General features: G+C 40.6%; 16 protein-coding genes. 12 read left to right on the top strand and 4 right to left on the bottom strand.

The genetic code is table 11. From position 1 onward, the window contains the following. Positions 1–42 precede the first annotated feature (42 nt). Positions 43–3078 (top strand): DUF2723 domain-containing protein, encoded by a 3036-nt coding sequence (locus FKG96_RS23375; RefSeq protein ID WP_149106240.1) that lies wholly within the window; start codon positions 43–45, stop codon positions 3076–3078. Positions 3079–3141: 63 nt separating this feature from the next. Here the strand turns inward: FKG96_RS23375 and FKG96_RS23380 are convergent, their stop codons facing one another. Continuing rightward, positions 3142–4341 carry an aminopeptidase C gene (locus FKG96_RS23380; RefSeq protein ID WP_149106241.1) on the bottom strand — a complete coding sequence of 400 codons (1200 nt, stop codon included), beginning with the start codon at positions 4339–4341 and terminating at the stop codon, positions 3142–3144. Positions 4342–4515: 174 nt separating this feature from the next. After that, positions 4516–5037 (bottom strand): hypothetical protein, encoded by a 522-nt coding sequence (locus FKG96_RS23385; protein ID WP_013668345.1) that lies wholly within the window; start codon positions 5035–5037, stop codon positions 4516–4518. 251 nt (positions 5038–5288) lie between these two features. Here FKG96_RS23385 and FKG96_RS23390 point away from each other — a divergent pair, with 251 nt between their 5' ends. From FKG96_RS23390 to FKG96_RS23405, 4 genes are all read left to right on the top strand, one after another. Next, a complete protein-coding gene (locus FKG96_RS23390) occupies positions 5289–5639 on the top strand; it encodes a hypothetical protein (RefSeq protein WP_013668346.1) in 351 nt (116 codons plus the stop codon). 5 nt (positions 5640–5644) lie between these two features. After that, the gene (locus tag FKG96_RS23395; RefSeq protein WP_130856487.1) at positions 5645–6547 is read left to right on the top strand and encodes a lysylphosphatidylglycerol synthase transmembrane domain-containing protein; all 903 of its coding nucleotides are present in this window, start codon (positions 5645–5647) and stop codon (positions 6545–6547) included. A 77-nt stretch (positions 6548–6624) separates the two neighbouring features. After that, positions 6625–7329: an SDR family oxidoreductase gene (locus FKG96_RS23400; protein WP_013668348.1), complete on the top strand. Its 705-nt coding sequence runs from the start codon at positions 6625–6627 to the stop codon at positions 7327–7329. A 78-nt stretch (positions 7330–7407) separates the two neighbouring features. After that, positions 7408–7926 (top strand): hypothetical protein, encoded by a 519-nt coding sequence (locus FKG96_RS23405; protein WP_013668349.1) that lies wholly within the window; start codon positions 7408–7410, stop codon positions 7924–7926. Positions 7927–7976: 50 nt separating this feature from the next. Here the strand turns inward: FKG96_RS23405 and FKG96_RS23410 are convergent, their stop codons facing one another. After that, complete coding sequence (locus tag FKG96_RS23410; protein WP_130856485.1) at positions 7977–8327, bottom strand: single-stranded DNA-binding protein; 351 nt, start codon at positions 8325–8327, stop codon at positions 7977–7979. Positions 8328–8538: 211 nt separating this feature from the next. On the opposite strand from FKG96_RS23410, the gene FKG96_RS23415 reads away from it, so the two are divergent. From FKG96_RS23415 to FKG96_RS27035, 4 genes are all read left to right on the top strand, one after another. Further along, positions 8539–9006 carry a nucleoside triphosphate pyrophosphohydrolase family protein gene (locus tag FKG96_RS23415; protein WP_013668351.1) on the top strand — a complete coding sequence of 156 codons (468 nt, stop codon included), beginning with the start codon at positions 8539–8541 and terminating at the stop codon, positions 9004–9006. Positions 9007–9069: 63 nt separating this feature from the next. Next, positions 9070–9546, top strand: coding sequence for an OsmC family protein (locus tag FKG96_RS23420; RefSeq protein ID WP_149106242.1), 477 nt, complete (start codon positions 9070–9072; stop codon positions 9544–9546). A 330-nt stretch (positions 9547–9876) separates the two neighbouring features. Then, positions 9877–10251, top strand: a complete 375-nt coding sequence (locus FKG96_RS23425) for a GreA/GreB family elongation factor (RefSeq protein WP_013668353.1) — start codon at positions 9877–9879, stop codon at positions 10249–10251. A 332-nt stretch (positions 10252–10583) separates the two neighbouring features. After that, a complete protein-coding gene (locus FKG96_RS27035; protein ID WP_242627217.1) occupies positions 10584–10760 on the top strand; it encodes a hypothetical protein in 177 nt (58 codons plus the stop codon). Here the strand turns inward: FKG96_RS27035 and FKG96_RS23435 are convergent. Next, positions 10750–11586 (bottom strand): hypothetical protein, encoded by an 837-nt coding sequence (locus tag FKG96_RS23435; RefSeq protein WP_149106243.1) that lies wholly within the window; start codon positions 11584–11586, stop codon positions 10750–10752. The two genes, FKG96_RS27035 and FKG96_RS23435, sit on opposite strands and share 11 nt — an antisense overlap. A gap of 81 nt (positions 11587–11667) precedes the next feature. Here FKG96_RS23435 and FKG96_RS23440 point away from each other — a divergent pair, with 81 nt between their 5' ends. From FKG96_RS23440 to FKG96_RS23450, 3 genes are all read left to right on the top strand, one after another. After that, entirely contained in the window at positions 11668–13755 is a 2088-nt protein-coding gene (locus FKG96_RS23440) for a TonB-dependent receptor (RefSeq protein ID WP_130856483.1), read from the top strand. A gap of 308 nt (positions 13756–14063) precedes the next feature. Continuing rightward, positions 14064–17234, top strand: coding sequence for a TonB-dependent receptor (locus tag FKG96_RS23445; protein WP_149106244.1), 3171 nt, complete (start codon positions 14064–14066; stop codon positions 17232–17234). 11 nt (positions 17235–17245) lie between these two features. Next, positions 17246–18700 carry a RagB/SusD family nutrient uptake outer membrane protein gene (locus tag FKG96_RS23450; RefSeq protein WP_149106245.1) on the top strand — a complete coding sequence of 485 codons (1455 nt, stop codon included), beginning with the start codon at positions 17246–17248 and terminating at the stop codon, positions 18698–18700. Positions 18701–18725: the final 25 nt, after the last annotated feature.

Raw genomic sequence — 18725 nt, forward strand, 5'->3', positions numbered from 1 at the left:
CAAGGTATGGGCATAAAAGAATGAAATAAACAATAGTAACTGATGGATTATAACAAAACAAACAATTTACTTGGATGGATAACATTTATGGTGTCCACCTTAGTTTATGTGTTAACCCTAGAACCTACAGCCAGTTATTGGGACTGTGGTGAATTTATCGCAGCGGCCTATAAGATGCAGATTGTGCATCAGCCCGGCGCCCCACTTTTTTTGATGTTGCAAAATATCTTTAGCAATTTGGCTTTCGGCAATAAAGAGTCCATTGCCTATTGGATGAACTTTGGGTCTGCTGTTTCCAGTGGCTTAACCATTCTGTTCTTGTTTTGGACCATCACCGCGTTAGCGCGTAAAGTACTATGGAGAAGCGGTACAGAACTTACACAGGGGAATCTCATTCAAATTATGGGTGCAGGCCTTGTGGGCGCTCTGGCTTATTCCTTTTCAGACACTTTTTGGTTTTCTGCTGTGGAGTCCGAAGTGTACGCTATGTCCTCACTGTGTACTGCTATCGTGTTCTGGGCAATCTTGAAATGGGAAGCTCATGCAGAGGAACCCCGTGCCGATAAATGGCTATTATTAATAGCTTATGTAATGGGGCTTTCTATTGGTGTTCACTTGCTCAATTTGTTAACCATTCCGGCATTGGCACTGGTCGTTTATTTTAAACGGGTTAAAAGTCCGACTAATAGCGGTGTTTTTAAAACCCTTCTTATCGGCTGTGTTATTGTGGCATTTGTACTATGGGGAATCATTCAGTACTTAATCAAGTTTGCCGCCTATTTTGACCTTTTCTTTGTCAACACATTGGGCCTGGGCTTTGGTACCGGTGTTGTATTCTTTGCTTTATTGGTAATAGGAGGCTTGACATTTGGCATATTCCACTCAATTAAAAAAGCAAAACCCCGGCTCAATCTTATTTTGCTGGGCATATGCTTTATTATTTTTGGATATGGTTCTTTTGCTATGATTTTAGTACGTGCAAAAGCTGATCCAAGCTTAAACAATAGTGATCCCGATAATGCATTTTCATTTTTGGGTTATCTTAATCGCGAACAATATGGCGAAGAACCACTATTGAAAGGACCCTACTTTACCTCAAAAATTATTGATCGGAAGGAAGGGGGCAACAGTTATATCAAAGGCGAAGAAAAGTATGAGAATATAGGAAAAAAATACAGTTATGTTTATGATCGCGAAACCATATTCCCGCGTATTTATAGTAATGATCCGGGAAGAGGGCATCCGCAATTTTACAGAAGCTGGTTAAACTTGGGAGAGAACGACCAACCGACTTTCGGGAACAACCTCAGTTTCTTTTTCACTTACCAAGTCGGACATATGTATGCCCGCTATTTTTTCTGGAATTTTGTTGGAAGACAAAATGATCAAAAAGGTGACGGCAGCTTCACCGAAGGGAATTGGATTACGGGTATCAAACCAATTGACCAAGCCCGCCTAGGTGGCCAGGACGCACTACCTGAATCATTAAAAACAGATCCCTCGAATAACAAATTTTATGGATTGCCTCTAATTCTAGGTATAATTGGCGCATTATGGCACTTTAAGCGTCATCAAAAAGATGCCGGTATTGTTGGTCTGCTCTTTTTCTTTACCGGTTTGGCTATTGTACTTTACCTTAACCAAACGCCACTCCAACCACGCGAACGCGATTATGCGTATGCAGGATCTTTTTACGCTTTTGCTATTTGGATCGGATTAGGCGTCATTGGCCTGGCTGATATGCTACAGAAGAGAACCAATGCCAAAACAGCAGGCATCGCGGCTACGCTCATTAGCTTACTCGCAGCTCCTGTTTTAATGGCGAAAGAAGGTTGGGATGATCACGATCGCTCTACTAAATATGTAGCAAGGGATCTTGCAAAAGATTATTTGCAATCCTGTGCGCCTAACGCTATTTTGTTTACATATGGAGACAATGACACCTACCCGCTTTGGTATGTGCAGGAAGTTGAAAATTTCAGACCCGATGTCCGCATTGTTAATCTTAGTTTATTGAGCGCAGATTGGTATGTACGCCAAATGAAAGAAAAAGTGAATGAAGCGGATGCCCTGCCTATCACCATGAAGGATAGTCAGTTTAAACAAGGAACACGTGATGGTTTATCTTTTATGGATGCCGGATTCAAGCAACCGATTGAATTAAGCTCCGTTCTGGACGTTTTGTTGTCCGACAATCCAAATGATCAAGTTGAATACCAAGATGGTAGTCGGTCAAACTATCTGTTTACCAAAAACTTTAAACTGACGGTAAATAAGGCTGACGTATTGAAAAACAAGGTAGTTCCTACAAAATGGGATAATAATATTGTGGATACAATGGTTTGGACCTATAATAAGGATTTTGTATCTAAAGCAGAATTGGCCATGTTTGATATTTTGGTACATAACAACTGGAAACGGCCGATCTATTTTGCTACAACCGTGCCTAACAGTAACTATTTGGGTCTTGACAACTACCTGATTAATGAAGGTTTCGCATTACGACTCATGCCGGTTAAATTTAATAAGACGGAAGAGCAGATGCGGATGGGAGAAACTGTAAATGTCGATGCCCTCTATGATAATACGATGAATAAATTTGTATGGGGCAATATGGCCAAGGCACGTTATCTTGATCATGAGTCTTATGGAATGCTTTCTTTGATTATCAACAACTTCAGTACACTTAGCCAGACTTTATATGAAGATGGACGCAAGGAGGAAGCTAAAAAGGTATTGGAAAGATGCTTAGCTGTGGTTCCGAAACGTATTTACTCACTTGGCCAATCAAGGGTGCTATATTTCTTGTCTCGACAATTGTATCAGGTTGGTATGACTGATAAAGCAAATGCACTCTTGGAACAAAATGGCAAATATGTAGATGAGCTTCTGCGGTATTACATCGCAATCGCAAACACAAAGCCTAATTTAGAAATGCAAAACATTCAAATCGGCACACAGATTATCTACAGTTCAGCGGAACTTGCTAAAGAGTATAAACAAAGCAAACAAGCAAAGGCTTTGGAAGACGCCTTAAATAATATCGAAAAGCTATTTTCGGGAACTCCCCAAGGCTAAAAAAAAGCGCCTATCGCATTTGTCGATAGGCGCTTTTTTTTTCTAAGCAGCATAATGAACAAGCTACAATCCTAATTTTTTAGCTATATCTTTAGGCAAGCCCCCTTTGTGCAACATAAACGCAGTGGTTTTAAATTGGACAAAGGCTTTGGTCACGTAAAGATAACCGTTATAATCGTTTGATACACCCCACGAATTTTTCACTATATAATACTCCTTACCATTTTGATCTTTGGCTAAACCTACGATATGCATTCCATGATCATCTGTGGTAGAATAATCGTCAAAAGCTTGTTGCCTCAAATCTTCCGTTATGGCCAATTCAGGTTTCGGACCATTGAACATAGTCGCCTTCTCTTCCTCCGTCATTTTTTCATAAGCTTCCTCGGGCACATAAGCCACGCCGTTTTTCCAACTGAACCCTTTCTCACTTACATCTGTAGCCCAACCTACCGTATACCCATTTTTTAATGCATGATCGATAATAGCAGTGATATCGGTCATTGAAACATTATAAACTTGATCAAAAGACCAATTGTCCGGAATCAGAAGCGTAAATTTACTATAATAAGGATGGTCTTTAAAAGAAGAAAGCTCTATATAGTCATCCGCATTTAAGCCGATCACTTCTTTAGCAAAGGATTTTGGTGTATAACTTTTCCCTTTGTAATTGAACGTTTCAGGAACTTTCCCTAAATAAGTATCAATTGTATTGGTATAGGCACTGATCCAATTGGGCGTTAACTTACCATTCGGATTTTTCACAACCGCAGCTAATATGGCATCTGTCATCGCGCTCATTTCTGCCAACTTGTTCCCCTCCGTTCCATAATTTAATCCGGTATATACGTCACGAGGCACCGCACCATATTTACGATACATATTGATCACATCGTGCAGTTGCCCGCCTTCGCCCAAACTCAAACCACCATGTAAACGAACATAATTTTTGCCTTTCTCAATATATACATTTCTTGCGGTAAATAATTGAGATATTTCTACCGGCTCTCGCCCATTTCTGATCATTTCAGACTCAAGGAAGGAATTTCCTGAATAACTCCAACATGTACCCGATGACCCTTGATTCTTTACAGATGTATTTTGCAGGTTGATTACTTCTGTAAACTTAAATCCAAATTTACTGCTGTCGCTTCGGTTGTTCTGAAGCGCCCTCACCAGATTGTCTTGTGCAAAGCTCTGCCCACTGCCTGCGATAAAGAAGGCCGCGGCAACGACGAGCGTTTTCATATTAAATTTTAGCATGTGTGAAATATGTTTAGGGCCGTAAATGTAGAATTTTAGGAAACAAACTACAAGAAGAGGTTGATATATTGGAAGGTTCGTGGTAAAATGTGCTTATTCACGATACCCAAAAAAGAACAAAAGCCCTGTAACTTAATTACTTACAGAGCTTTGTAAAATCTTTATTAAGCTAACTTAGCGTTTACTGAATTTAAATTCCAAAAACGAGTCGTTATTACCTCCCGTATTTACGGGCATTTGTAAAGTAAATGTTTGCTCATCTGCATAAGCCAAATCCAACCGGTAACCTTCAGTTACATTTTTAGCTTTTTCTCCGGGATAAAGCTTTTTAAATTGAAATTGAGCCTCTCCCCCATTTTCAGGTTCATAAATCGACCAAAAAATGTCTCGTGTTGCACCAGGTGCGCAAAGTTCACCATCAGTTGAGAACGTAATGGTGCCTTTTCCATTAGCGATCAAGTTCCAAGTACTTCCTATAAAGCAATCAATCGGTGCTTCATCAAAAATACGCTTCACATTAGCGCCTGAGGGAAAGTTCTTTTTCTCAACACTATTAAGTACCCATTGTCCCTTCACACCTCTCTTCCATTGTCCGGAACTAGGCGAGGATGACGATACTGCTTGTTTCGAGGATGAACAACCAACGAAAAAGAACAGAAAGGGCACTAAAATTAAAAGTTTCAAAGTTGTTTTCATTCTTACTAGTTATTAATGGTAAAGTACTCACTAAAGATTACTCCGATTGCGATACGAATCGCATCCGATAGCCGTTTATTCTTTAGTGATAGATTTTAATCTTAATACAATAAAGTTGTACATTTGTTTCCTTTGTAAAGGTTATCAGTAATAAAAAACGCAACGCAAATATATAGCATTGTGCAGCTTTTTAAAATTATTATCGCTCGATTTAATTATAGGCAGCTGCAAAAAAATAACAAAATAAGTACATGAAGTCTAGTTCTAAGAAATCCATATCCAAAAATCATACCATAAGTAAATTTGTTTCCAAATTATTGGTACGCCTTTTTATCCTTATCTTGGCAGCAGCTGTTATCCCTGTTTTTGTAGACGATGAGATCGGCGCAAAAATGGAAACTACTTACGTGTATATTGAAAACAAATGGGTCTTTGTATTTCCGTTAATCTTATTTTTAAGCTTTTTAACCTTATTAATCTTAACAGGAAGGGCTCGCCACGAAAAAACAGACCTCAACTGGATGCTCTCGCTAAACACCTTACTTCTGATCATTTATGTAATCATGCTCTTTATCCGCTTAGCTCCTCTGATCTATAAATAGCCCCAATGACCAAACAGACACTCTGGACTACTTCCAAATTACTCTTAAAATTTGCCGTTACCGCCCTGGCCTTATATTTAGTATTTACTAAAGTAAGTTTGAACGACTTGAAGGAAGTTTTCACAAAATCTGACCCTTTGTTTCTCTTCCTTGGCTTTTTGAGCTTCTTTATTTCGATTGTTATCTCCGCATGGCGGCTAAATACGTTTTTCAAAGGCATTAACCTCAATCTTCCGGAGTTATACAATTTCAAATTGTACTTGTTGGGTATGTTCTATAACATATCATTACCCGGTGGTATAGGTGGCGATGGTTACAAAATATACTTTTTGCGTAAAAAATATCAAGTAAAAGGGAGAAAGTTACTGTCATGCGTTTTTTTTGACAGACTAAGTGGTTTATGGGCTCTCTGTCTGATAACTGCTGCACTCGTTATTTTCATTCCAAAACTTGGCATTCCCAATTGGATCCCCATTTTCGTAGTCATCATCGGAACGATTATATATTATTTAATTATGCGCCGATTTTTTAATGACTATGCCTATTCATTTACTTTCAAGCACCTCAAGGCATTGGGTGTTCAATCGCTACAGGTAATTTGCGCGATATGCATTTTGTATGGACTACATTTCGAAGGCAAATTCTCTCCTTACCTATTGCTCTTTTTGCTTTCGCAAATTGTTGCGGTGATTCCTTTGTCAATAGGCGGATTAGGAGCAAGGGAAGTCGTATTTATGTATGGGTCAGATTTTTTCCATTTAGACTCCCACCGTGCGATCTTGATCAGTTTAATATCATACTTTATATCAGCAATTATATCCTTGCTGGGCTCCTATTTCACCTTTCATCCGAAAGCCTTGGGAGAGGAAAAGCTTCCCGAAACCAATGAGATAGATTTAGCCGACTAAGGAAAAGAATATTAACTTTATATAAACATTTACAGCACTGGAATGTAGTGCATAGTAGGTGAAAACTAGTGTTAAATATGAATATAGTAATAACGGGTGCGAGCAGCGGTGTAGGATTTGAAGCCGTTTTGGAGCTAATCTTACGAAATGAACATCATGTCGTGGCTTTGGCCCGATCACATGATAAGCTAAAAAAGCTGTTCGAAATAGCTAAAGGTCTAAATCCCGATTGCAATATATATCCGGCAAGATTTGACATCGTCCATGATGACTATGAGTCGGGTCTGTTGCCGTTTATTGTAGAAAAAATAGGTCATGTTGATATATTAATTAACAACGCCGGGGTTCTCATCAATAAATCTTTTGAAGAAACGAGCACGATTGATTTTGCAGAAATGTTACAAACAAATGTTTTAGGACATGTAAAAATGATTAAGCACCTTTGTCCAATCATGCCGGCTGGAAGCCATATCTTAAATATCGGCAGCATGGGCGGATTTCAGGGTAGCGTAAAATTTCCAGGCCTGGCAGCCTACTCGGCGAGTAAAGCGGCACTTCATACACTGACAGAGTGCTTGGCCGTTGAATTTGCAGAGAGAAAGATTCACATCAACTGTCTCGCACTGGGGTCGGCACAAACAGAAATGCTTGAAAAAGCGTTCCCTGATTACCAATCACCGATTGCTGCTTTTGAAATGGGTAAATATATTGCGGATTTTGCATTGACCGGACATAAGTTTTTTAATGGGAAAGTATTACCGGTGGCGGTTACAACACCATAAAATGCAATGATGATCTGCAAGTTCTAGACGCTTGCAAGTCAGTATCAAAAGGAATTTTTGGACTTTAGTAAAAATCACATGAGAGCAAAAAAGTCATTCACAAGAATTATCATTATAACAATGATGTCCTTTTTAATTTTCGCTTGTCGAAACGAACAAGAGAATAAAGCTAATCGAACTAGCTCAGACACCGTTGATACAGCGAAAACTATTTCCTCAGCGAGCAAAACGCTGACCTTGCCCTTTATTGCTGTTGTTGACTCAAATACAACACGCATAGAGCTACAGGCGAATCCACAGAAGAGTAAAGTTCCTTTAAATAAAGAAGAACTTGCTGAAGCACTAAATATCAAATATCCTGAAATTAAATTAGAACTTGGAAAAACCAGCCACGATACGTTATTAGTCAATATTCCAAATGCTACTTTTTTGACGCAGCAAATGGGAACAACCGGTGCTCTTACTTACCTGGCAGAAGCAACGTATGCTTTTACTGACTTAGCAAATATTAAAGTGGTAAATTTTGTATTCAAAGAGGGGGATCATGCTGTTCCCGGCCCGTATACTCGTAAGAGTTTTAATACAAAAAACATTTAATTTTTATGCAATTGTCCCACTAGGACCATAGCGGGACAATGCTCCGATAGCTATTCAGAATGCGTTTCCATCTTACGAATTGCCTGCACCTCATTGACAACGATTTCCGTGGCATATCTGATTACCCCTTCTTTATCCGTGTAGCTTCGATTGATTAATCTTCCTTCGATGGATATTTCACTTCCCTTATCCAAACTTTTTTCAACAAAGGAAGCTTCTTTCCCCCAAAAAACCAGTTGATGCCATTGAGTATCCGTTAACCATTCTCCTTCTTGATTTTTGTAACGCTCGTTGGTTGCAAGTGATACACGCGCTAAACATTTGTTATCGCCAAATTTTTTAATAACAGGTTTATTCCCTAAAAAGCCTGTCAATCTTACGCTGTTTTTTAAAGTGCTCATAATTATTGATTAATTTGAAAAACTGTATGTACCCACAAATTTCGCACAGCTCCATGATCTAGTCGTATAATAAACGGGTATATCCGTTTATATCCGTTTATAAACGGTTAAAGAAACCGAAAACGACCAATAAATCTTTCCGTGAGATCACTTATTGATTGCCGTGATTTCCTCCATTTTTTTTATGTTTGAAAAAAATTTTATTATCATCATGCAGGATCCCATAACGCTTACCTCGGTCGCAGAATTTCATAAAACATTTAAACATCCTATTCTTGAAGATCCCACAATTCCCAGTGAACAACGTTGCAAACTACGTGTTTCACTCATTGCCGAAGAATTGAAAGAATTAGAAGAGGCTATCCAAAACAACGACATTGTAGAAGTTGCGGATGCGCTTTGCGATATTCAATATGTGCTGTCAGGAGCTATTCTTGAATTTGGTTTAGCAGAAAAGTTCAAGACACTTTTTGACGAGGTCCAACGTTCAAACATGAGCAAAGCCTGCAAAAGTATAGAAGAAGCCGAGGCAACGGTACTTCATTATAAAAACAAAGGTGTCGACTGTTTTTACGAGCAACAGGAAGATCTATACTTGGTATATAGAACGGAAGACCGCAAGACCTTGAAGTCGATCAACTATTCTCCGGCCAACCTTAAAGGTATTATCGAAAGTTAACAGATCATTTGTTCTAAAGAAACCGGCTTACAAACGAGCTGTATTTTATTTATATTTTCCACCATGCAGAAAACACATCAATACCGACTTCAAACGGAATGGACGGGTAATTTGGGGAAAGGTACGGCGAACTATAGTGCATATGATAGAAGTTATAAAATAGCTGTTAATCAAAAAGTAGTTATAGAAGGCTCTTCCGATCCCGCTTTTAGAGGGGATCGTACTAAATATAATCCCGAAGAGCTTTTGCTCGCATCCTTATCGAGCTGTCATATGCTGTGGTATTTGCATCTATGCGCAGAGGCCAAGATAACAGTTCTAGCGTATACGGATGATGCGACGGCATCCATGATTGAAACAAATGAAGGTGGAGGCGCTTTCAGCGAGGCTCACCTTCACCCAAGTGTGATTATCGCCGAAGAAGATATGATAAAAATGGCAATCGCCCTTCATAAGAAAGCAAATGAACTTTGTTTTATCGCTAACTCAGTTAATTTTAAAGTACACCATCACCCTACGTGTTCAGTGAAACGGGGATAAATGATTCCCTTACTGTTATTACTGAACCGTTGCAGGAAACTATTGTCTTTCCTACAAATTTTACATAGCTTTGCTATTGTGGAAAAGACATTACAAGGTCATTTAGGGAAGATCTCCTTCTATACAATTCATCGTTGTGTGGAAAGTTTTTACCGTTTTTCCAGTCTTAAGGAATTCCACATGCAAACCCCGGACTTCCCTTTCAAGAAATCCACTTAGTCTCGGGGAAAAATCACTTAGCATTCAATAATTTTTCTAAGCTCATCCTGATTGATGAGCTTCTGCAATTTCGTTCAATTTAATTTTGCTATCTATAAAACTATAAAGAATATGAATAATCTAAAAAATCAAGTTGTATTATCCGAGGAGGACTATAATGTACTCATCAAACACGTAAGACCTTCCAATAATCCCGACCAGACCATGTCGCTGGCTTATGAGTTAGGGCGAGCAAAGGTTCTTGCAAAAGATGCCATTGAAAAGGAACGGGTGAAACTCAATTCGCAAGTTATGGTAAAAGATCTCGATAGCCAAAACACCATGGTATTTCGTATCGTAACACCCGACTTGGCCGATATGAAGCAACAGAAAATATCTGTTCTTACCCCCATGGGTTCTGCCCTAATCGGATTTAAAGAAGGTGATCAGGTAGAATGGAAAATGCCGATAGGTATAAAAAGATATGTTATATTGAAAGTAGAGTGAGCAAACACCGGATAATTTTCAGGATGAAATCGAAAAATTTAAATTGTTCAGTTTATTCATTCTCTAGTCGTGCCGTAGCATTCGTTGTTTATTTTGGTATATTGCAACATTCAGCCTATTGAGCAACACTAATCGCGCATTTAACTATGAATCGGTTTTGTTTAGATTGCCAGGAGCCTTTAATTGGTCGTTCAGATAAAAAGTTTTGCAACGATGCCTGCCGAAGTAATTTCAACAATAAACTGAAAACTCAAGATCAGAACTATGTTCGTCGCATAAACGCTATACTCAAAAGGAATAGGCGGATAATAATGGATCTCAATCCCAACGGAATGAAAAAGGTCCTCAAAGAGGACCTTTCAAACATGGGTTTTGATTTCAAACATTATACGCATATACTCAATACCGCCAAAGGAAGCAGGTATTTTTTCTGTTATGAATTTGGTTACCTATTCATCAAACAAGATGAAGTGCTATTGGTAAAGAACGAATCCTTACTCAATCAATAGACCGCGCTGTTTGGTTTCTTTCGTTAGCGACATATCCCAGCGTACCAATAGCCACTGCAGCAGTTACTAATGCAACGCCCCGCCCCTTTGTCTTCTTGTTAAAGAAAGTATCTCCTCTTTTGCTTTTAAAGCTTAAAAGATTGGCAGGGCTTATCCCGAGCTTCGATACTTGATTTACATAAAAATTCTGTTCGAAGACCATTCGTTTCGTTTTTTCGGTTTTATCGTCACGCACATACATTGTTAGATAGCTTCTGAGGGTAAGGGGTGTGTTTTCTTGCGTGTAATTTCTTACTTTAATTTTTCGCATCGCCCCATCAATCGTTGCAAGGTCGACACTTCTATAGCTTGAGTCAGCTATATTTTCATAAAACAAATTAGCGAGTTTCAATTTGGTCTGTTTTATCTTCGAATGAGGTGGTATAAATGTTAAGCTTTGCGGAACAGTTGCCGTACCGGCAAAGGCACCCTCACTTAGTGACGTACGCCAATCATCGAAAGTGCGGTAACTCGAACCGGTAGACAAACTGCGTCCCTTAATAACCAGGTTGTCTCCTACGTAACTGGTTGCTTGGTCACCAACAATCAATGCCGATCGCTGCCAGTCGATATAAAGGGGTTCCTTTAGTTTATTATATACGTCAATGGTAACCGGCGCGTTCTCTCCGAAAAAATTATAAGTAACTTGTACAGAATCGTTTTCAAAAACGAACACACCCGTTTCATCGTTCTTATTTAGATCAGGGCTATTTAATTTACTCACATAATAGGTCGAACAGGAAGAAAACAGAAATGTCAAACCAAGAAGGGAAAACAGTCTATTCATAAAGATACGATTTAATAGTAAGTCTACGATTGCTTATTTGACAAGCTTTTACTACTTTAGTTTAATATCCTGAGACAAAAAATGAAATTTAGTTTTTTTGCATTACTTTTTCTAAGCCTTTGCCTATCATCTATTGAAGAAAGCCGCGCACAAGAAAAAACACCTGATACCTTACGTCAGTTACCTACGGCTTCCGTAAGAGCTTACTTAAGAACACAGCCCTATCTTCAACTGACAAGTTCTGTTGGTCTCATTGATAAAGAATTATTGAATTTGCAACAGGGGACCACCTTGCTACCGGCTTTTAACACAATTCCCGGTGTGCGCATGGAGGAACGCTCGCCCGGTAGCTACCGACTGTCGATCCGAGGGAGCTTACTACGGTCTCCCTTTGGTGTAAGAAACGTTAAAATATACTTAGACGAAGTGCCCTTAACCGATGCCAGTGGCAACACCTATTTGAATTCCATCGACCCATCTACACTTCATAATATTACCATTTTAAAGGGACCAGATGGGAGCTTATTTGGTGCAAACTCAGGCGGAGTAGTTATTATGACACCGAATGGACTGCAAAGTAACCCCTCCACCACATGGGGTATAAGAGAAAGCGCAGGCTCTTATGGATTGTTCCATCATCACCTTACCGGCAATTATGTGGTCAACAACAAGTATAATGTAGGCTTAGATTATGCTTATCAACGATCAGACGGATATCGCGAAAATACCGCCAGTCATCGACACTTTATACAAACTGCCCAACGTTTCAAATATACCGAAAAGAACGAATTACGTTTTATCGGTCTATACTCCAGTATGGCTTACAGAACACCGGGAGGACTTACTGAAGCACAATATGCAGAAAATCCCAAGCAGGCAAGACCAGCCGCAGGCCCTAATCCCGGAGCTACACAACAGCAAGCAGCGATTTACAACAACACCCTTTTGGGAGGTCTTATTCACGATGCCTTCTTAACAAGTCATCTTAAGCACGTATTTTCTGTATTCGGATCGTATACCGATTTTAAAAATCCTTTTATAACGAACTTTGAAAAAAGATATGAACATAATTATGGAGTGCGTTCCTATTTCTCTTATACCGGCCAATTTCACTCAAATTTCACTTGGCAAGCAGATGCAGGCATAGAATGGCAGCAAAGTAAAGCCGATATACTTAATTTCGACAATAATGGAGGTGTGCAGGGAAAGGAACAAGCCGGAGACGCGCTTAAAAATTATCAACACTTTTACTTTGTCCGTTTTTCAGGCGACTTAGCAAAGCGGCTGAATATAGAAGCCGCCTTAAGTCTTAACTATTATAAATATGCTTACAAAGGTCTTTTCCCAGAGACCAATGATCAGTATCAAATAGTGGATTTTAAACCAACGTGGATGCCGAGGGTGGCAGCCTCTTATTTAATTACGCCAGCTATCAGCTGGAGAGCTTCTGTTGGAAGAGGCTTTTCTCCACCTACTGCTGCGGAAGTAAGATCCTCGGATAAAATTATTAACACCGCATTACAGCCGGAGACAGGTTGGAACAAAGAAACCGGCGTCAGATGGCAGAGCAGCAGCAATAGATTCCAATTGGATATTTCAGTGTTCAGCTATCGAATGCAGGATGCGATCGTACGTTTAAGCAATGAAAATGGAGAAGAGTTTTTTACCAATGCAGGAGGCGTTAAACAACGGGGTGTGGAGGCCGCTGTAAGTGCGTGGATCTTACAACCCGATACGCATCGGTTTATTAATGGATTGCGTCTTTCAAGCAACTTTACATGGAGTCACTTTAGGTTTGATGATTACCGCGATAATGGAAATAACTATTCCGGGAATAAACTAACAGGAGTACCCGGAGAGACTGTAGTGAGCGGAATGCACATACTTTTCCCAAAAAAATTCAGTTTTTATCTTCAACATAATTATACCTCTTCCATCCCTTTGAACGATGCCAATACAGCTTATGCAAAAAGATATCACTTAGTACAAAGCAAACTTAGCTGGGAAAAATCAATCTTCGGAACAACCAGACTCCAACTATTTGCTGGAATTGATAATTTATTGAACGAAAATTACAGCTTGGGAAATGACATTAATGCCTTTGGTGGGCGCTATTACAACGCAGCGATGCCACGCAATTATTATATGGGCCTGAATGTACAACTGTAATTGCTTGAGTCTAGGAAATTCGTCATATGCTTGGTAAATGGCGTAATTGTTAACTCTTTCACTTCTTTCTCAAAAAATAAGATCTACACATTTTTTTGTTTTGATCGGATATATCGTATATTTGAAATATGTTCTACATAAGAACTAAAAAACCAGTTATAAGCAATTTTTAATAGACATTCCTTCACTACAAAAAATCCACTTTCGATTTTTTAACAAAAGTTTTGAAATACGGAATTAAGTCTATTATATTTGTTTATATGTTCTACATAATAACCAATTCCAATTAGTAAACTTAACACGATGTTATGAAGGTTCGTTTGTTATTCATTATTTTTTTGTATTGCACTGCTTTTGCAACGCAACTTGCAGTCGCACAAGACAGAAAGGTTACCGGCACTGTCAGTGGGGCTGACGGAAAGCCGTTAGAAGGGGTGACCGTCTCACTTAAGGGTTCGGCTGTAAAAGCCACCACGAATGAAGGCGGTACATTTCGTATCGACGTTCCCTCTTCAGGTGGAACACTTGTTTTTTCAACCATTGGTTTTGAAACAAAAGAAACTGCAATCCCGGCTTCCAATGAAGTTATCATCACGCTGACCGAGACACATGAAAATTTAGATGAAGTAGTAGTGGTTGGTTATGGTACACAATCCCGCAGAACAATTACTTCGGCGATTACAAAAATTGAAGGAGAAGTTTTGCGAGACATTCCCATCAGCACAGTGGGAGAAGGATTGAGAGGAAAAGTTGCCGGCGCACGGGTGTATCAATCTAACAATACACCGGGAGCAGATGCCGTTTTTCGGATACGTGGGGGCTCGTCCATTAATAAATCAAACGATCCGTTAGTCTTGGTGGATGGAGTAGAACGAGCTTTTTCGGGGATCAATCCCAATGATGTTGAATCAATTGAAGTACTGAAAGATGCTGCTTCGACTGCCATCTATGGATCACGCGCATCCAATGGGGTCGTGCTGATTACTACGAAAAAAGGTTCAGCTTCACAAACGCCACTGATCACTTTTGACGCAAGCCTTGCATATCAGGAGCCGGAAACGCTAATTGACTTCATGAACGCGCGCGACTATATCAATACGGTAAGGCCCGCCGTGGCCTTGAGTCCGACCCCTGAGTACAACAACGCTTCGGGATATTCGGCCAGTTCGGGCAATGATGAAAATTCGCTTTATTCCACTCGATACCTAAGGGAGGGTGAAGCTGTGCCTGCAGGGTATCATTCGATGCCGGATCCATTGGATCCAAGTAAAACTTTAATCTATCAGGATAACGATTACCAATCGCTGATGTTCCGCGAAGCGCTTTGGCAAAATTACTACCTGGGTGTAGATGGCGGTAACGAATTTCTTCGCTATGCAGCGAGCGGAGGTTATACGGATGACGCGGGCGTAGCCTTAGGGACCGGTTATAAACGTTATAGTGCGCGCGCAAAGACTGATGTAAAAATATCCGATCGACTTACGCTGAACACCGTTTTTGACTTCTCATCAACACACTCAAGTCAGTTCGAGAACCAGATGAACGTGATTGCCAGAGGCCTAGCCACTCCCCCTACCCAGAAAGTATACTATGCTGATGGACGGCCAACACCTGGCTATAATGCCAGCTCGCCAAACCCGGTTTGGTGGGACTACACACGGGATGTAGCAAATAAAGACAAACGACTTTCGTTGATTGGAGGATTAAATTACCGGATTTTAGACCAATTAAAGGCCAATGTTCAAGTTTCTAATTATAGCCATGTCACGCAATATGACTATTTTGAGAAAGCTCACGAATTCAGTGGCCTTCGGACCACTAAAGCGGAATTCGGAGAGCTGGAACGAACAAAACTGGATGCCTATCTTTCTTATGACGAGACTTTTGACAGCAAACATACCGTGTCCGGAATGGCAGGTTACTCTTATCAGGTTACAGATAACAAAGGATTTTCCGCCAGCGCCACGGGCGCTAGCTCGGATAAAGTACCCACACTTACTGCCGGGCCGAACAAAACCGGTGCGGACAGTAATTTTGACAAACAGGTCCTTATCGGTTATTTTGGGCGGTTGTCTTACAATTTTAAACAAAAATACCTGCTGATGGCCACCTTCCGAATGGATGGGTCGTCCTTATTTGCAAAAGAAAATCGCTGGGGCTTTTTTCCGGGTGTATCCGGTGGTTGGATTATGTCGGATGAAAATTTCCTAAGAGACAACCGATTGATTAACTACCTAAAGTTGCGGGCAAGTTACGGGCAAACAGGTAATAACTCCATCGGATTATACGATGCCCTGGGTCGCTTCGCCACCGATGCACGATATAACGGAAATGCGGGTATTCTGCCGAATATTATGCAAAACAGAAAACTGACTTGGGAAACCTCTACGCAGTTCGATGCAGGTTTCGATCTGAATGTTGTTAACAGTCGGATTTCAATCAGCGCCGATTATTTCAACAAAATCACGGAAGATCTTCTTTTCAGCATGGAGCTGCCCAATACTTCCGGGTTTAATAATGTGCAAACCAATGTCGGTAAGGTACGGTTCTATGGTTATGATCTTGAATTGTCATCACGAAACATTCAGACGGACGCCTTTTCTTGGGATTCTAAGCTTACCTGGAGCTTTGTTAAGAATAAAGTACTTGAATTGCCCGACAATGGCCGTGATCGGAATCGTATCGGTGGAATCACTTTATCGGATGGAACAGCTTATGGTGGTACGGCTGAAGGGGAACCTTTGTATAGATATTACGGTTATATGGTAGATCATATCCTTCAAAACGCCGAACAAGCGGCAAATGCACGATATGATGAGAGCGCTCGAGGCTGGGATCCTGCAGACGGAAAGAGCGTTCGCGGACGCAAGCTGCCCGGCGACTATGAATGGGTGGATCGTAACGGTGATGGACGAATCAATAATATGGACCAATTTGAGCTAGGCGTAACGGTGCCACACACTACCGGTGGATTGAACAACTCCTTTTCTTACAAAAACTTTAGTCTAAATATCTTTGTGGATTGGGCATTGGGTCATTCCATCAACCATAATGCGTATATGCGCTATTTCATGAATACCTTCGCCAACAATTATACACTTGTGGACAGAGTGAAGGAGACATGGAAGCAAGAAGGTGATGACACGAAATATGCCCGGTTTACGGCGAACGATCCGGATGCCGGTAATTCGAACTTTTCGAGAACGTCTAACGTCTTCAATTACAAAGGAGACTACCTCTGTATCCGGGAAGTAACCCTACAATATCGTCTACCCGAGAGCGTTTTCAGCAAATTGGGGGTAAAAAGCATGGTTCTTACCCTTTCCGGCAATAATCTGCATTATTTCTCCGCCGTGCGGGGCACGGGCATTTCACCGGAAGTAGGCGCTTCTACTACGTATAGTAATGCCAGTGGCAGTGCATATTACAACTATCCTCCAATCAGAAGATTTTCGATTGGCGCTAAAATCACCCTGTAAATCTAAACATTATGAAAATCAAACGATATTATCTAATCTCTATAATGGTCAGCTCGCTCGTAATGCAAGCATGCCATGACAAATTGGATGTTGATCAAAAAAGCGCTATTACAGCGCCCGCCATGTGGGCGGATGAAGGGGATGCCACTGCGGCAATGTATGGCGTGTACAATAAAATGCGTTCCTCTTTTGCGGATGCTTATATTTTCTGGGGAGAGTACCGATCTGGCCTATGGGGAAAGGGTTTGGCCACCAATGCAACTTATAGTGACCCGTTTACCAACCAATTGAACAGTTCACACACGTATGCTAACTGGCAAAACCTGTATACGACAATCAACGATTGCAATCTTATCCTGAAATATACGCCTACCATTTCCTTTGCTGACGAAGCAGACAAGAACAAGGTGCTAGCCAACGCGCTATTTGTTCGCGCGTTTTGTTATTACTGGATTGGCCGCGTTTGGGGAGATGCGCCTGTATTAATCGATGGATTCGAGTCCGGTGAACAAGAAGGCCTCTATCCTTCCCGAGAGCCCGCCGACCGTGTGTTCGAGCAGGTGAAAGTCGACCTGGAAGCAGCTAATTCGCTCATGCCTGAAAACGTGACCGACCGCAATTTAGCATCAAAGGGAGCGATCAATCTATTGCAAGCAGATTACTATTTGTGGATTGCTAAGGTGAGGAACGGAGGTGATGCAGCCTTAAATTCAGCAAAGCAAGCCATTGATGTCGTTTTGAACAACTCCAATTATACATTAATGAATGATTTTTCAAGTGTGTTCAAAAACAAACTTAACCAAGAAATCATATTTGCATGGAGCTTTGTAATGGATGAGTATACAGGCGGCTATCCTGCGGATCACCTAGTACCTTTACAATACATATCGGCACAATACATAGAAAATCCGATTAAGGTAGGTAGTCATCAACAATGGATTTTCTTAACGGATGAATATAAGGACTTCCTGTCGGAAAATGCAGATGATCAACGGACAAACGTAAGTTTTGAAACTTTTTTTGATGAACCGAAGAATGCAACTTTTCAATGGATCAATAAGTATGCGGGTAGCTGGCAGAATCAAACTCGCGTTTTTGATTCGGACATTATCGTTTACCGATACGCGGATGCCTTACTGATGAGTGCCGAAATTGAAAACGCTTTGGGTAATTCGGCCCTGGCGATTGAACGGCTTAACGCCGTTAGCCTACGAGCTTATGGTATAACTAATTTTTATCCTACTATATTATCAAAACAGCAAGTAGATCGGGCGATTCTGGACGAACGGAAGAAAGAGTTCGTAGCTGAAGGGAAAATCTGGTGGGATCTGATTCGATTTGGTGTTGTGTTCAGCGATGTTCCTAGTTTAGTAGGTCGCGAAAACGAACAGAATATTCTCCTTTGGCCGGTTCACAACAACTCGATTAACACGAATCCCAACATTATCCAAACACCTGGCTATTAATACAAGTATAAAAATAATCTACTTT

Source organism: Olivibacter sp. LS-1, from assembly GCF_008245145.1.
GTDB classification, from domain to species: domain Bacteria; phylum Bacteroidota; class Bacteroidia; order Sphingobacteriales; family Sphingobacteriaceae; genus Olivibacter; species Olivibacter oleidegradans.

What these genes read in the sequence shown, in the direction of transcription:
- FKG96_RS23405 (WP_013668349.1), top strand. Translation starts at nt 7,408, where the DNA reads ATGAGAGCAAAAAAGTCATTCACAAGAATTATCATTATAACAATGATG.
- FKG96_RS23415 (WP_013668351.1), top strand. Translation starts at nt 8,539, where the DNA reads ATGCAGGATCCCATAACGCTTACCTCGGTCGCAGAATTTCATAAAACA.
- FKG96_RS23390 (WP_013668346.1), top strand. Translation starts at nt 5,289, where the DNA reads ATGAAGTCTAGTTCTAAGAAATCCATATCCAAAAATCATACCATAAGT.
- FKG96_RS23425 (WP_013668353.1), top strand. Translation starts at nt 9,877, where the DNA reads ATGAATAATCTAAAAAATCAAGTTGTATTATCCGAGGAGGACTATAAT.
- FKG96_RS23435 (WP_149106243.1), bottom strand. Translation starts at nt 11,586, where the DNA reads ATGAATAGACTGTTTTCCCTTCTTGGTTTGACATTTCTGTTTTCTTCC.
- FKG96_RS23410 (WP_130856485.1), bottom strand. Translation starts at nt 8,327, where the DNA reads ATGAGCACTTTAAAAAACAGCGTAAGATTGACAGGCTTTTTAGGGAAT.
- FKG96_RS23440 (WP_130856483.1), top strand. Translation starts at nt 11,668, where the DNA reads ATGAAATTTAGTTTTTTTGCATTACTTTTTCTAAGCCTTTGCCTATCA.
- FKG96_RS23395 (WP_130856487.1), top strand. Translation starts at nt 5,645, where the DNA reads ATGACCAAACAGACACTCTGGACTACTTCCAAATTACTCTTAAAATTT.
- FKG96_RS23445 (WP_149106244.1), top strand. Translation starts at nt 14,064, where the DNA reads ATGAAGGTTCGTTTGTTATTCATTATTTTTTTGTATTGCACTGCTTTT.
- FKG96_RS23420 (WP_149106242.1), top strand. Translation starts at nt 9,070, where the DNA reads ATGCAGAAAACACATCAATACCGACTTCAAACGGAATGGACGGGTAAT.
- FKG96_RS23385 (WP_013668345.1), bottom strand. Translation starts at nt 5,037, where the DNA reads ATGAAAACAACTTTGAAACTTTTAATTTTAGTGCCCTTTCTGTTCTTT.
- FKG96_RS23375 (WP_149106240.1), top strand. Translation starts at nt 43, where the DNA reads ATGGATTATAACAAAACAAACAATTTACTTGGATGGATAACATTTATG.
- FKG96_RS23450 (WP_149106245.1), top strand. Translation starts at nt 17,246, where the DNA reads ATGAAAATCAAACGATATTATCTAATCTCTATAATGGTCAGCTCGCTC.
- FKG96_RS23400 (WP_013668348.1), top strand. Translation starts at nt 6,625, where the DNA reads ATGAATATAGTAATAACGGGTGCGAGCAGCGGTGTAGGATTTGAAGCC.
- FKG96_RS23380 (WP_149106241.1), bottom strand. Translation starts at nt 4,341, where the DNA reads ATGCTAAAATTTAATATGAAAACGCTCGTCGTTGCCGCGGCCTTCTTT.
- FKG96_RS27035 (WP_242627217.1), top strand. Translation starts at nt 10,584, where the DNA reads ATGAAAAAGGTCCTCAAAGAGGACCTTTCAAACATGGGTTTTGATTTC.